The sequence below is a fragment of the Lutibacter sp. genome (genome assembly GCF_013041805.1).
In the GTDB taxonomy this organism is placed as follows: domain Bacteria; phylum Bacteroidota; class Bacteroidia; order Flavobacteriales; family Flavobacteriaceae; genus Lutibacter.
The window spans coordinates 47,172-62,181 of sequence record NZ_JABDRI010000001.1 but is presented as its reverse complement, the minus strand read 5'-3'; the positions used below and the strand labels follow the sequence as shown (position 1 = coordinate 62,181).

At 30.9% G+C, this 15,010-nt stretch carries 13 protein-coding genes; 4 read left to right on the top strand and 9 right to left on the bottom strand.

Annotated features, from left to right (window positions below; genetic code table 11):
- The 3 genes from HKP59_RS00230 to HKP59_RS00220 all read left to right on the top strand — a co-directional run.
- A partial coding sequence (locus HKP59_RS00230) for an ABC transporter permease (RefSeq protein WP_291802454.1) occupies positions 1 to 681 on the top strand: 681 nt, incomplete at its 5' end.
- A 34-nt stretch (positions 682 to 715) separates the two neighbouring features.
- Positions 716 to 1,831, top strand: coding sequence for an efflux RND transporter periplasmic adaptor subunit (locus HKP59_RS00225; protein WP_291802453.1), 1,116 nt, complete (start codon positions 716 to 718; stop codon positions 1,829 to 1,831).
- Between the two features lie 188 nt (positions 1,832 to 2,019).
- Entirely contained in the window at positions 2,020 to 2,400 is a 381-nt protein-coding gene (locus HKP59_RS00220; RefSeq protein ID WP_291802451.1) for a hypothetical protein, read from the top strand.
- Positions 2,401 to 2,428: 28 nt separating this feature from the next.
- On the opposite strand, the gene HKP59_RS00215 is transcribed toward HKP59_RS00220, so the two are convergent.
- From HKP59_RS00215 to HKP59_RS00205, 3 genes are read right to left on the bottom strand one after another with little or no spacing between them, the layout of a single operon-like run.
- Complete coding sequence (locus tag HKP59_RS00215) at positions 2,429 to 3,316, bottom strand: 3-hydroxybutyryl-CoA dehydrogenase (RefSeq protein WP_291802450.1); 888 nt, start codon at positions 3,314 to 3,316, stop codon at positions 2,429 to 2,431.
- A gap of 3 nt (positions 3,317 to 3,319) precedes the next feature.
- Positions 3,320 to 4,102: a PhzF family phenazine biosynthesis protein gene (locus HKP59_RS00210; RefSeq protein ID WP_291802447.1), complete on the bottom strand. Its 783-nt coding sequence runs from the start codon at positions 4,100 to 4,102 to the stop codon at positions 3,320 to 3,322.
- 1 nt (position 4,103) lies between these two features.
- The gene (locus HKP59_RS00205) at positions 4,104 to 5,063 is read right to left on the bottom strand and encodes a Gfo/Idh/MocA family oxidoreductase (RefSeq protein ID WP_291802456.1); all 960 of its coding nucleotides are present in this window, start codon (positions 5,061 to 5,063) and stop codon (positions 4,104 to 4,106) included.
- 85 nt (positions 5,064 to 5,148) lie between these two features.
- Here HKP59_RS00205 and HKP59_RS00200 point away from each other — a divergent pair, with 85 nt between their 5' ends.
- A complete protein-coding gene (locus HKP59_RS00200; RefSeq protein ID WP_291802445.1) occupies positions 5,149 to 5,790 on the top strand; it encodes a protein-L-isoaspartate(D-aspartate) O-methyltransferase in 642 nt (213 codons plus the stop codon).
- Between the two features lie 11 nt (positions 5,791 to 5,801).
- Here the strand turns inward: HKP59_RS00200 and HKP59_RS00195 are convergent, their stop codons facing one another.
- The 6 genes from HKP59_RS00195 to HKP59_RS00170 form a co-directional block, all read right to left on the bottom strand.
- A complete protein-coding gene (locus HKP59_RS00195; protein WP_291802444.1) occupies positions 5,802 to 6,257 on the bottom strand; it encodes a DUF2147 domain-containing protein in 456 nt (151 codons plus the stop codon).
- A complete protein-coding gene (locus HKP59_RS00190; RefSeq protein WP_291802443.1) occupies positions 6,250 to 6,777 on the bottom strand; it encodes an HAD family hydrolase in 528 nt (175 codons plus the stop codon). Before HKP59_RS00190 ends, HKP59_RS00195 begins: the two co-directional genes overlap by 8 nt.
- Complete coding sequence (locus HKP59_RS00185; RefSeq protein WP_291802442.1) at positions 6,761 to 7,522, bottom strand: Rossmann-like and DUF2520 domain-containing protein; 762 nt, start codon at positions 7,520 to 7,522, stop codon at positions 6,761 to 6,763. Before HKP59_RS00185 ends, HKP59_RS00190 begins: the two co-directional genes overlap by 17 nt.
- An 83-nt stretch (positions 7,523 to 7,605) precedes the next feature.
- Positions 7,606 to 10,329, bottom strand: coding sequence for a pyruvate, phosphate dikinase (ppdK, locus tag HKP59_RS00180; RefSeq protein WP_291802441.1), 2,724 nt, complete (start codon positions 10,327 to 10,329; stop codon positions 7,606 to 7,608).
- Positions 10,330 to 10,528: 199 nt separating this feature from the next.
- Positions 10,529 to 11,842: a TolC family protein gene (locus HKP59_RS00175; RefSeq protein WP_291802440.1), complete on the bottom strand. Its 1,314-nt coding sequence runs from the start codon at positions 11,840 to 11,842 to the stop codon at positions 10,529 to 10,531.
- The gene (locus tag HKP59_RS00170) at positions 11,826 to 15,008 is read right to left on the bottom strand and encodes an efflux RND transporter permease subunit (protein WP_291802439.1); all 3,183 of its coding nucleotides are present in this window, start codon (positions 15,006 to 15,008) and stop codon (positions 11,826 to 11,828) included. Before HKP59_RS00170 ends, HKP59_RS00175 begins: the two co-directional genes overlap by 17 nt.
- Positions 15,009 to 15,010: the final 2 nt, after the last annotated feature.

The window sequence follows — 15,010 nt, the reverse complement described above, 5'->3', positions numbered from 1 at the left end:
GTAGTAGGTATGTATAAGTCAGGACAAATAGGAGGTGGAGGTCCACAAGGTAATATACATATTCCGTTTACAACCTTTCAACAAGTGTATAATAGAGGTGATAGTATTGGATGGATGATGATTACAGGTGATATGGATCACGATATTACACAAATAGAAGCAGATGTTAAATTATTATTAAAAAATTTACATAAAGTTCATCCAAATGATGAACGGGCTTTTGGAAGTTTTAATTTAGGAGAGAGAATTTCCCAAGTAACAGGCTTTTTAACAGGGATGCAATTTTTAACATGGTTTGTAGGTATATTTACGTTAATTGCAGGAGTTTTTGCAATAGGGGCTATTTTATTGATAACTGTAAAAGAAAGAACAAAAGAAATTGGAATTAGACGTGCATTAGGTGCAAAACCTTGGGAAATTAAACGACAAATTATTTTAGAATCAGTATTCTTAACTAGTGTTGCTGGAGCTTTAGGAATAATATTTGGTGGTTTAGTGCTCATGTTAATTGATAACACTATAGGAAAAGGGCCTGAAGCAGCCTTAACAAACCCAACGGTTGATATTCCTGTGGTTTTAATTGCTGCTGTAACTTTAGTGGTATTAGGTACCTTAATTGGAATGATACCTGCGCAAACAGCAGTAAGTATTAGACCAATAGAAGCATTAAGAGAAGAATAAAAAATAAAAGTAAATAAACTGAAAATCAACACTAATGAAAAAAACATTAATTTTTGGATCCATAGGAGTAGCATTAATAGCTGTTTTATTGTGGTTTGGCGCAAAGAATAGTAAATCTCCAATTCAATATGAAACTGAAAAAGCATTTAAGACCAATATCGTTAGAAAAACGGTTGCTACGGGGAAAGTAGTTCCATTAGAAGAAGCTGAAATCAAACCTATAGTTTCTGGAATTGTAGAGAAAATTTTCGTAGAAGAAGGGGCACAAGTAAATATAGGGGACTTAATAGCTACTATTAGAGTGGTTCCTAATGTACAATCGTTAAACAGTGCACAAGGGAATGTTAAAAATGCACAATTGAGATACGATAATACAGAAATTTTGTTTGAAAGAAATAAAGGACTCTTTGAAAAGGGTGTTATTTCGAGACAAGAATTTGAAAATGCTGAATTAAATTTTAATAGTTCAAAACAAGAATTAATAAATTCAAAAAATAATTTACAAATTATTCAAAAAGGTTCAGCTGCAGGAATGGGAAAAACTGCGAATACTGATGTGAGAGCTCAAATTTCTGGGACAATTTTAGAAATTCCTGTGAGGAAAGGAACCCAAGTAATTGAAAGCAATACATTTAATGCAGGTACTACTATTGCAACGATTGCTGATATGACGAAAATGATTTTTGAAGGGAAAGTGGATGAAGCAGAAGTTGGAAAAATTAAAAATGGTACTGTTTTAGAAGTTTCATTAGGAGCTATTGAAAAGAAAAAATATCCTGCAAAATTAAATTTTATTGCACCAAAAGGAACTGAAGAGAATGGAGCAGTTCAATTTAAAATAAAAGGAGATGTCACATTAGATGATGAATTTTTTGTACGTGCAGGTTATAGTGCAAATGCAGATATCATTTTAGAAAAAAAGGATAGTGTTTTATCAATTAAAGAAGCGTTATTACAATTTGATAAAAAAACAGAAACGCCTTTTGTTGAGGTTAAAATCGGAGATCAGGAATTTGAAAAAAGAGACGTTGAACTAGGTATTTCGGATGGAATTAATGTTGAAATTATTTCAGGAGTTACATTAGAAGATGAAATAAAAATATGGAATAAAACTTCTAAAAAAGAAGATGAAGAAGATCAGAATAATTAATAGTTGATTTTTATATAAATTTAAAAAGCGTTTTAAGTTAAATTAGAACGCTTTTTTTATATCTTTATAATGTCCTTTTGATAAAACTATTTTTTATGATTTAACGAATTCATATGATTTTTATCAGCGGAAAAGTAAAAAATAATTTAGAAATTTATAGCATATAAAATTTAAAAAGCAGATAGCGTATGGAAAGTCAGTTAATTTACTTAAGTGATCTAAACTTCAACTTAGATGTTTGGAAAAGAGAGTTGAAGTTTCAAGAAAGTGAAATGGATTATTTTGAAGAAAAATTAGAGCATATTGCAATTCGTAACCTTGGAAGTGAAGTTATGATACAATTAGAAGGGTTTCAAAATAAAATAATCCGTGAACGTGAAGTTATGGGTCATTTAAGGCATAGAATTAGAATGAAGAAGAGAGAACTAGCTCAATCTAAATTTGAAAATAATGCTGAGGTTGTATTTCAAGAAAAACAAGTAATGTTAAAAGATGAAATGGCAACTTTTGTAAAAATGCATTATGAATTGAAAGAAAATATGATGGATTTTTTCTTGAAATATTTATAAAAAAAGAGCCGCAATTTGCGGCTCTTTTTTATTTAAATTGTCTCGAAATAACTTCGGCTTTTCTTGATTCCGAATAATCGTAAAAACCTTCACCAGATTTAATTCCAAGTTTTCCAGCTTGCACCATATTTACTAATAAAGGGCACGGTGCGTATTTTGGATTTTTAAATCCGTCATACATTACATTTAATATAGATAAGCAAACATCCAGACCAATAAAGTCAGCTAGTTGTAAAGGTCCCATTGGATGAGCCATTCCTAACTTCATAACCGTATCAATTTCATAAACTCCTGCAACACCATTATATAAAGTCTCTATAGCTTCGTTAAGCATTGGCATTAGAATACGATTCGCTACAAATCCTGGATAATCGTTAACTTCAACAGGTACTTTTTTTAAGCTTACTGAAAGATCCATAATTGATTTAGTTACTTCATCAGATGTATTGTAACCTCTAATAATTTCAACTAATTTCATAATTGGAACAGGATTCATAAAATGCATTCCAATTACTTTTTCAGGTCGTTTTGTCACGGCAGCAATTTTAGTAATTGAAATTGAAGATGTATTGGTTGCTAAAATTGCATTTATTGGAGCTTCATTATCTAATTGTTTGAATATTTTTAATTTTAAATCAACATTTTCTGTAGCGGCTTCAACAACTAAATCTGCATTTTTCACTCCTTCAGGAATAGATGTGAAAGTTTTAATATTATTTAAGGTTGTTGATTTAATTTCTTCGGTAATACGTTCTTTTACTAAAAGACGATCTAAATTTTTAGTAATAGTTGCTATTCCTTTATCTAAAGCTTGTTGTGAAATATCAATTAAATGTACTTTGTAATTGTTTTGAGCAAAAACATGTGCAATTCCATTACCCATTGTACCCGCTCCAATTATAGCTATATTTTTCATAATTTATAGTTTTAATGTTAATTCTCCTTTTAAATAAGTAACTGCTTGACCACTCATTTCTACTCTGTCATTGAAATAATTACATTTTAAAATACCAACTCTTTTTGATAGCTGAATAGCATTTAAAGTAGTTTTATTTAATTTTTTAGCCCAAAACGGTATTAATAATGTGTGGGCAGAACCAGTTACAGGATCTTCATTTATATTTAGTTTAGGAGCAAAAAAACGAGAAACAAAATCAACGTTTGTACCTTTTGAAGTAACAATAATTCCATCTGACTCTAATTTTGATAAAAGGCTAAAATTTGGAGTCAAATTTAAAATATCTTTTTCATTTTCTAGCTCTATCAATAATTTCCATTTTCCTTTGTACGTTTTTAAAATTGGAATATTTAAAGCTTCTTCTAAATAGGTTGGAGTTTTTATTTCATTAATTTCTTCAGATGGGAAATTTAGAGTATACCAATCTTCATTTTTTTTAACGGTTAATTTTCCACTTTTAGAATTAAATTCTAACATGTTTTCAGCATAATTTAATTCAGTAAATATAATATGAGCGGCAGCTAGCGTTGCATGTCCACATAAATCAACTTCACATGCAGGTGTGAACCATCTAATGTTAAAGGAATGTTCATTTTTTACAAAAAAAACTGTTTCAGATAAATTATTTTCTTCTGCAATAGATTGCATCAGTTCATCGGAAATCCATTTTTCTAAAGGAATAACTGCAGCAGGATTTCCTTTAAATAGCTGATTGTTAAATGCATCAACTTGAAAGATCGTCATATTAAAAATCGTTTATAATCATTTGTGCAACTCTTAATGCTTCGGTGCCTTGTTGTAAAGTAACAATTGGACTTGTATTGTTGTTAATAGCATCTGCAAACGTTTCTAATTCGTCTAAAATTGCATTATTGTTTTCAATTGTTGGATTTTCAAAATAGATTTGTTTTTTAACACCTTCAGCATTTTGTAAAATCATATCAAAATCACCAGGTTTTTTAGGCGCATCTTTCATTCTAACCACTTCTGTAGCCTTTTCAAAGAAATCTACCGCTATGTATGCATCTTTTTGAAAGAAACGTGACTTACGCATATTTTTTAATGAAATTCGACTAGCAGTTAAATTTGCAACGCAACCATTTTCAAATTCAATGCGTGCATTTGCAATATCAGGGGTATCACTAATAACAGAAACACCGCTTGCATTCACATTTTTCACCTTTGATTTAACAACACTTAAAATAATATCTATATCATGTATCATTAAATCTAATACAACAGGCACATCAGTTCCTCTTGGGTTAAATTCAGCCAATCGATGTGTTTCAATAAACATTGGATTTGTAATTGAGTTTTTTACGGCAGTAAATGCTGGGTTAAAACGTTCTACGTGTCCAACTTGACCTTTTACATTATATTTTTTTGAAAGCTCAATTAGAGCATCAGCTTCTTCAACAGTTTTAGTGATAGGCTTTTCAATAAAGATATGTTTTCCTTTTTCAATTGCTTCTTTTGCACAATCAAAATGAGAGAGGGTAGGAGTTACAATATCTACAACATCCACAGCATTAATTAGTTCTTGTATTGAATTAAAAGCTTTGTAGCCAAATTCTTTTTCAACTTTTTCGGCATTTTCTTTTATAGGGTCGTAAAAACCAATTAGATTATATTTTTTTGATTGGTTTAATAATTTTAAATGAATTTTACCAAGATGTCCAGCACCTAAAACTCCAGCTTTTAGCATCATAAGAATATTTTTTTTTGATACACAAAAGTAAGCATCTTTAAGCATTTATTCCTATTTTTAACAACTCAAATTTTAATAATTAGTGAAGGATACACATAAACATCAAGGTCTTAGAAATCAATTAGTAAAAACTATAGAAGAGAAAGGCATCAAGGATAAGAATGTATTAAAAGCAATTGCTGCAGTACCTCGGCATTTATTTATGGATTCAGGATTTGCAGATTTTGCATATCAAGACAAAGCCTTTCCAATTGCTGCAGAGCAAACAATTTCTCAGCCTTATACAGTTGCTTTTCAAACAGAGTTGTTAAAAGTTAGTCAGGGAGATTTAATTTTAGAAATTGGTACTGGTTCTGGTTATCAAACTGCAGTTTTGATTGAAATGGGTGCAAAAGTGTATACCATTGAGAGACAAAAAGATTTGTTTAAAAAAACAATATTGTTCTTACCTAAAATTGGTTATAATCCAAAAAAAATGGTTTTTGGTGATGGATATAAGGGGTTACCAGAAAATGCTCCTTTTGATGGAATTATCGTTACAGCAGGAGCTCCAATGGTTCCAAAAGCATTACTAAGTCAGCTAAAGATAGGAGGAAGGTTAGTTATTCCTATTGGCGATGATGTTCAAATAATGACTTTATTTACTAGAACAGCGGAGAAAGATTTCGAAAAACTTGAATTAGGGAAATTTAGATTTGTTCCTATGTTGAAGAAAAAAAATTAAAGTTTTTAAAACTAATTTTCAACTTTATGCCAATATTGGGTGCGTCCAATTAAAGCAAATCCAATATAACCTCTAACTTTTAATTTGGTTGGCTCTTCTAAAGAGATTATACATTTATATTCTTTACCTGTTTTTGGGTCTAAAATTTTAGCACCATTCCATTCATCATCATCTTTAATTAGGCCATTTATAATTTCCAAGCCTTTAATAGGTCTATTTTTGTATTTACCTTTGCAATTTGTACATAACTTATCTTGCTTATCTTTTTCTAATAATTCAAGAATTTTGGCATAAGCTTTACCATCTCTTGATTGATAAATTTCAACAATGGATTTTTCTTTTCCAGTTTCATCATCAATAGTTTTCCATTTTCCAAAAATGGATTGAGAATAACTGCTAAAGCTTATGGTAAGCACAATTACTATGAAGTTAAAAGAAGATTTATACATACTTACTAATTTAATCATACTTTGCATCAAATTGTCCATCCCATTTATCTTGAACTTTTAGAACTTGCTCTATAACATCACGAACACAGCCAGTACCACCCTTTTTATGAGAAATATAAGCAGCTATTTCTTGAATTTCAGGAGCAGCATCTTTAGGGCAGCAAGGTAATCCAACTTCTTTCATCACTGGATAGTCTGGAATATCATCTCCCATATATAAAATTTGTTTCGGATTAATATTATGAAGGTTTATATATTCATTAAATTGAATTAATTTATTGTGGGCACCTAGATAAACATCAGTAATTCCAAGAGTTTCAAAACGTTTTCTAACGGCTTCATTTGTTCCACCTGAAATTATACATACATTAAAGCCTGCTTTTATAGCAGTTTTAAGGGCATATCCGTCTTTAATATTCATATTTCTTACCATTTCTCCATCAGGAAAAATTGTTACTACTCCATTTGTTAGTACTCCATCAACATCAAAAATAAGTGTTGTAATTTGGGGCATTATTTCTTTATAACTTTTCTCCATATGTTTTATAAATTGATTTTGAAAGCAAGGTATATATTTCTTGTTTATTAGCTGTTAAAAGTGACTGTTGCTTTTCAATAGTTTTGGTATCATTACGTTTTGCAGGTCCGGTTTGCGCTTCATAAGGTGATAATTCAACTATTTTATTTGCAGTTTCTTTAATTATAGGAAGTAATATTTCAAAAGGGACTTTATTTTCTTCACAAATTTCATTTCCTAATTGATAAAGATGGTTTACAAAATTATTTACAAAAACAGCAGCCATGTGTAAATATTTTCGTTGCTCTGAATTAATTTTATAGCAATTAGTTGAAATTGATTTAGCTAACTTTTCAAGTAGCATTTCATCATCTTCATTTTCAGCTTCAATACAAATAGGTATTTCTAAAAAGTTAAGCAAACTATTTTTTGAAAAAGATTGAAGCGGATAAAAAACACCCTTATTTGAACTAGAATACAAATCTTTTATTCCTGAACTTCCGGAAGTATGAACAACTAATTTATTGGGTAAACTTAATTTTGAAGAAAGCTGAGTAATTGCGTTATCTGAGACAGCAATAATATAAATATCAGCATCTTTTAATTCAGTAATACGATTTGTAATTGAAGTTTTGTTTTTTAGATATTCAATATTTATAAGATTTCTATTATAAACTTGAACCAGTTTTACAGAAGTGTTTTTTAAGAACTCATTAGTCAAGTGATAAGCCACATTGCCTCCTCCAAGAATTACAACTTTAATCATAGTGCGAAGATAATTGAATTGAGTTATAAAAAAAACTCCAACTTCGAAAAGCTGGAGTTTTTAATAGTATATAAAAAAGTTGTTTATGCTTCTCTAAGAGCAGCTTGTGCAGCAGCTAAACGTGCGATTGGCACTCTAAAAGGTGAACAACTAACATAATTCATTCCTACTCTATGACAGAATTCAACAGAACTTGGTTCACCACCGTGTTCTCCACAAATACCTACTTTAAGTTTAGCATTTGTTGAACGTCCTTTTGATGTTCCCATTTCTACTAATTGCCCAATTCCTTCTTGATCTAGTACTTGGAAAGGATCAGCTTTTAAAATTCCTTTTTCAATATAGATTGGTAAGAATTTACCAGCATCATCACGAGAATATCCGAATCCCATTTGAGTTAAATCGTTAGTTCCAAAAGAGAAAAACTCAGCTACTTCAGCAATTTGATCGGCCGTTAATGCAGCACGTGGAATTTCAATCATTGTTCCTACTAAGTACTCAATAGAATCACCTTTTTCAGCAAATACCTCAGCAGCAACGCTTCTTACTATTTCTTCTTGTAATTTGAATTCTTTAACAGTTCCAATAAGTGGAATCATTATTTCTGGGAATGTTTTTACACCCTCAGCTTTTAATTCCATTGCAGCTTCAATAATAGCTCTAGCTTGCATCTCAGTAATTTCAGGATATGTATTTCCTAATCTACAACCTCTATGACCTAGCATTGGGTTAAATTCGTGCAAGTCCTCCACTTTTTGTTTAATAGCTTCTACAGAAATGCCCATTTCAGCAGCCATTTCCTTTTGATTTTCTTCCTCGTGAGGAACAAACTCATGTAAAGGTGGATCTAATAAACGAACTGTTACAGGTAAACCTGCCATAGCAGCAAATACACCTTTAAAATCTTTACGTTGAATTGGTAGTAATTTATCTAATGCCTCTCTTCTTCCTGCTTCATCTTCTGCTAAAATCATTTCACGCATACGCACTAAACGTTCACCTTCAAAGAACATGTGCTCTGTTCTACAAAGACCAATACCTTCAGCACCAAATTCAACTGCTACTTTACATTCTCTTTCGGTTTCAGCATTTGTTCTAACATTTAGAGTTCTGAATTTATCAGCCAATTTCATAATGTTTCCAAAGTCACCACTTAATTCAGCATCTTTGGTTCCAATTTTACCTTCATAAACTTCACCAGTAGATCCATTTAAAGAAATCCAATCTCCTTCTTTAAATTCTTGACCTTCAATGGTCATAACTCTAGTTTTATAATTTATTTGAACTGTTCCAGCTCCTGAAACACAACATTTACCCATTCCACGAGCAACAACAGCTGCGTGAGATGTCATACCTCCACGAGCAGTTAAAATACCTTTGGCAATGTTCATTCCTTCTAAATCTTCAGGAGAAGTTTCAACTCTAACAAGAATTGATACTGGATATTTATTCGCTTCATCGGCAAAAAATACAATTTGTCCAGTTGCAGCCCCAGGAGATGCAGGTAAACCTTTTGCTAAAACTTTAGCTGCTTTTATTGCGTCACCATCAAAAACTGGATGTAAAAGTTCATCTAATTTTGCAGGTTCTTGCATCATAACTGCTTTTTTCTCATCAATTCTGCCTTCATGAAGTAAATCCATTGCAATTTTTACCATTGCAGCAGCAGTACGTTTACCATTACGAGTTTGTAACATCCAAAGCTTTCCGTCTTGAATGGTAAACTCTAAATCTTGCATATCATTATAATGTCTATCAAGAATGTCTTGAGTTTCATTTAACTCCTTATAAATAACTGGCATTAATTCTTCTAAAGAAGGAAATTTCGATTTTCTATCTTCTTCAGAAACTCCAGCTAAAACAGCCCATCTTTTTGAACCTTCAAGTGTAATTTGTTGAGGTGTTCTAACTCCAGCAACAACATCTTCACCTTGTGCGTTGATTAAATACTCACCATTAAAGATATTTTCACCAGTAGCAGCATCTCTTGTAAAGGCAACACCGGTTCCTGAGTTATCACCCATATTACCATAAACCATTGCTTGAACGTTTACAGCAGTTCCCCATTCTTCTGGGTAACCATTCATATTTCTATAGTATTTAGCTCTTGGGTTCATCCAGCTATCGAATACAGCTGTAACACTTCCCCATAATTGATCCCAAGGATCTTCAGGGAAAGGCTCTCCGGTTTGAGCAACACAAGCAGCTTTAAAATCAGCTACCATTTGTTTTAAGTCTTCAACATCTAAATCAGTATCTAATTCTACACCTTTTGTTTCCTTAGCTTTATCAATAATTTCTTCAAATGGATCATGATCTTCTTTTGATAATGCACCAACACCTAAAACAACACCACCAAACATTTGTACAAAACGTCTATATGAATCCCAAGCAAAGCGGGCATTTCCAGTTTTTGCGATAAGACCTTGTATAGAATTATCATTCATACCTAAGTTAAGTACAGTATCCATCATTCCTGGCATTGAAACTCTTGCACCAGAACGAACTGATAGTAAACAAGGGTTTTCATTGCTTCCAAATTTTGTACCCATTAAGTTTTCTACATTTGCAACTGCAGCTTCAACTTCATCTTTTAGTAAGGCAACAACTTGTTCTTTTCCTAATTTATTATATTCCGTACAAGTATCAGTTGTAATTGTAAATCCTGGAGGAACAGGTACTCCTATTAAACACATTTCAGCAAGGTTAGCTCCTTTACCACCTAATAGGTTTTTCATAGTGCTATTTCCGTCAGCTGTTTTGCCTCCAAATTTATAGACTCTTTTGTCTGTTTGTTTCATCTCCATCGTTAATTTAACTTTATATTAATTATATTATTTTTTTCTTAAAATGAGGTCACAAATTTACTGATTTTCCATCAGATTTTTATGATTTATATCATTGATTTTTAGCACGAAAACGTTTTAGCTTTCAATACTATATTTTTTTTTTGCTTAAATAAAAGTCACGTTATCTCAATTATCTAAGTTTTTAATTTTGTTCTAATCAAAATTCTACATTTAGTAAATCACCAGTTAGCTGCAATAATATTAACTCGGCATTTTTTGCATCATATTTTGCTATATTTAAATTAGACTGAGCATTCAATAAATTTACTTGCGCTTGTCTAAATTCTATAGTTGTAATTTGACCTAATTTGTATTGTTCTTCAGTTCTAGAAAAATTTCTTTTATTAGTTTCTACATTTTTTTCTTCTGCTTGTAAAATGAATAGTGCGTTATTGTATGTTTCAAGAGAATTTGCAATAGTACGTTCTAATTCATTTTCTATTTGTTCTTTTTGAACTTCTAAATTATCTGCTGTTATTTTAGAATTTCTTATTCGTATTTTTGAAGTTCCTCCATCAAATAAATTCCAAGTTAAATTTACACCCGTATTTAATCCATTAGACAATTGATTGATAAATATACTGGCATCGTTTTTGGATTTATTATAACCATAAGAACCACTAAATATAATACTTGGCAGAAGCAATGATTTATTAAATTTAAGATTGTAATTATTTAATTCAATACTAGTTTGCGCTTTTAAAATCTCAACATTATGTTTTTTAGCTTTTTCTAGAAGATTCTCATAGTTAAAAGCTAAATTGAATGAAATATTTGTATCCACAATAAAATTTTCAGATACACTTCTACCTAATAATAAATTTAAATCGCGTTTAGCATTTAGTAGTGATCGTTGCGAATTAATGTATCTAATGCTGTCATTATTAACATCTACTTCTGCATTTAACAACTCTAGTTTAGTGCTTTGACCATAATCAAAACTATATTTTGCACGTTCTAGTCGTTGTTTGGAAATGTTCAGTGATGCTTCTATATTTTTCCGATCTTCAGTTAACTGAGCTACTTGATAATAAACAGTGAAAATTTGTAAAATTGAATTTTCAATAATTGTTTGAGCCTCTAGTTTTGATAAATTGTAAGTTTCTTTTAATCTTTTGAAATTATAAGATCTTCCAAAGCCATCAAATAGGGTATAAGCTAAACCAATAGATGCACTGTATGATTGCGCTTCCGCACCATTAATTTCATTAATTTCACCATCTCTAAAAGTAAGTTCAGTATTATTTAAACTAACATTTGCTCCTCCATTAGCCGTTATTCTAGGCAAATAACCATTGTTCAAAATACTACTATTATTTTCAGCAATCTTAACATTATTTTCGGCTATTTTAATACCATAATTATTCTCTAAGGCAATATCTATTGCATTTTTTTTACTCAAAGTTTCTTGAGCAAAACTTGTTGAAATACTTAGTAAAAATAGTAGTAATATTTTATTTACGTAGGTCATCTTCCTCACTTTTTAATTCAATAATTGCTCTTTCAACTTCTTCTTTTGTAACCTTTTCTCCTGTAATAAGCCATTTAAAAAATACTTTTATAGAGTTTGATACAGAGAGTAATAAAGGTAGCATAACTAAGGTTAGAACTGTTGCAATTGCAATTCCATAGGATATTGAAACCGCCATTGGTTTTAAAAATTGTGCTTGTCTGCTTTTCTCAGCTAAAAGTGGTGCTAAACCTGCAATAGTTGTAATAGAAGTTAATAGAATTGCTCTAAACCTTGATAAAGAGGCTTGTATTAAAGCTTCGTCATACTTAAGGCCTTGTTTTAAGTATCCATTAAATTTTTCAATAAGCACTAAGCCGTCATTAACCATAATTCCAATTAATGCTATAATTCCCAACCACGATAAAATATTAATTGGAAAATTATGAATCCAATGTCCCCAAATAATTCCAATTAAACTAAAAGGAATTAGAAAAATTAACAACAATGGTTGTTCATAAGATCTAAATGTAAACGCTATAACGAAATAGATTAATGCTAAAATTATGAAACCAACTTTTTTAACCGATGTAATTGTTTTCTGAGCTTCTCTATTTTGACCTTCATAAGCAGCACTAACCGTTGGGTATTTAGAAGATATTTTTGGCATAACGTTCAACTTTATATCTTCTAAAATATCTGTAGCACTTTCACCAGGAGACTTCATGTCGGCCGTTATTTGAATTTCTCGTTTACCGCTTAAATGATTTATTGCAACATCACCTCGCTCAATTTCATATGTAGCTATTTCAGAAAATGGGACATTTTCATTTAAAGGTGTGGTAATCCACATATCGTTTAAATCTTTCAGAGATGATCGATCTTCTTTTTTATAACGAACCCATACTTTAATTTCATCTTGCCCTCTTTGAAATCTCTGTGTTTGCAAACCAAAGAAACCAGAACGTACCTGACTCATTACAGTTTGTAAATTTAAACCAAGCAAGTAAGCATTGTTCTTTAATTTAATTTGAACCTCTTTAATACCGGCAGGATCATTATCTGAAATATCTTTTAACTCAGCATTATTCATTAATACTTGTTTAAGTTCATTTTTAGCAGCTTTTAATTCTTTAATATTATTTCCCAATAATGAAACAGCAACAGGGCTACCACCGAAATTACCACCTGATCCAAAAGTTAAACTTTCAACACCATAAACCTTTCCTACTTTTTCTCGAATGGCATTAGTTAATTCTGGAGATGAAAAATCTCTCGCTTCTCCTGGAAGTAGATTTACAGTTAGACTTGCATTAGATGTTCCAGGACCGACTCTTTTTATAATATTTTGAACTACAGCTACATTTCCTGTCTGTTTTTTTGTGTATTCATCATTTACTTCCCACGCTGCTTTTTCAATTTTTGAAATAATAGAATCAGTAATCATCTCATTTGTTCCTTGTAACATTTTTAAATTAATGCTAACTCTATCACTAGCTATAGAAGGGAAGAATGAAGTTTTTACAATACCACCACCTAAGGCCCCAATACTTAAAATTAGTAATGATATTGGAATTGCAAATCCAAGTACTTTGTTTTTTAAAAAGAAAATTAAATATGGTTTATAATAAGTATCTCTGAAGTAGAATAATATTTTTTCTGCTTTTTGATTTACATTAAAAAAGAAGGTATTTAATTTATTACGCTTTTTTTCTTTCTTTTCAAGAGCTTTAGAGTGGGCTATATGCGCTGGAAGAATAATTAGTGCCTCAATCAATGAAACTAATAATGTTAATATTACTATTGAAGAAACTTCACTAAAAAAGTTTCCAATTCTACCATCAAGAAAATAAAAAGTAGAAAAGGCTATAATAGTAGTTAAAATTGCAGATATTATTGGTGGTATTACCTCTAAAGTTCCATCAATTGCTGCTTGTATAGGCGTTTTTCCTTTTTCGAAATGGTGATAAATATTTTCTCCAATAACAATACCATCATCTACTAAAATACCAATTACTATAATCATCCCAAAAAGGGATAATACATTAATAGTAACTCCCAAATTAGCAGCAAAAATAAACATACCAAAAAATGCAATTGGAAGTCCAAAAGCAACCCAAAATGCTAAACGAATGTTTAAAAATAATGCCAAAAAGAAGAGTACTAGTAAAATACCCATTACAGCATTATTAATTAGTAGTTCTGTCCGTTGATTTAATGTAACAGAGCTATCACTAGAAATATTTATTTCAACATTATCGTGCTGTTCGTTAAATTTACTTATGTATTCTTTTACACTATCAGCTGTTGAAAGTAAATCTTCACTATTGGTATTACTAACTGTGATGTCAATAGATTTTTTACCATTAAAATATTGTCTATCAGGGTTTTCAGACCAAGTATCTCTAACATCTGCAATGTCATTTAATCTAATGATGGTTCCATCAGAATTTGCTCTTACCACTAAATTTATTAATTCAATACCATAATAATTTTTGTTGCGGGCTCTAATTAAATAATCTTCATCAGCTGTTTTAATATTACCTCCGGAGATTAGTAAATTAGTTCTACTAATAGCATTTGCTACTTCAGTAAAAGATAAATTAAATGCACGTAAATCGTTTTCACGAACTGCAATCTCTATTTCTTGATCGGGGAACCCAGATAGACTTACTTGCGAAATTCCTTCAATACCTCTTAAATCATTTTCAACATTTCTCGCATATTGTTTTAGCGTAGCCAAAGGTATATTGTCACCACTTATTGAAAAACTGATGGTTGGCCTTATATTTTCTATTTTAGCAATTATAGGAGGCTCCATTCCAGAAGGAAAAGAGGGAACTCTATCTACCGCATTTTTGACATCAGATAAAACGACATCTATATTTTTATCTTTAAAAATCTCAACATTTATGGATGCCGAATTCTCTCTTGAAACAGAAGTTACTCTGTCTACTCCAACAATTCCTTTTAAATTATCCTCAATTTTTAACACAATACCTTCTTCCATTTCTTCAGGAGAAGCCCCAGGATAGGTCACCGATATTGAAATATTTTGAGAATCAACTAATGGAAAAAAGGAAGACTTCATGGATAAGGCTCCGGCCAAACCAAAACCTATAAAGGCAAGTATGAAAATGTTAACAGCAACAGGAAATTTAATAAAATAAGATATTATTTTTTTCATTA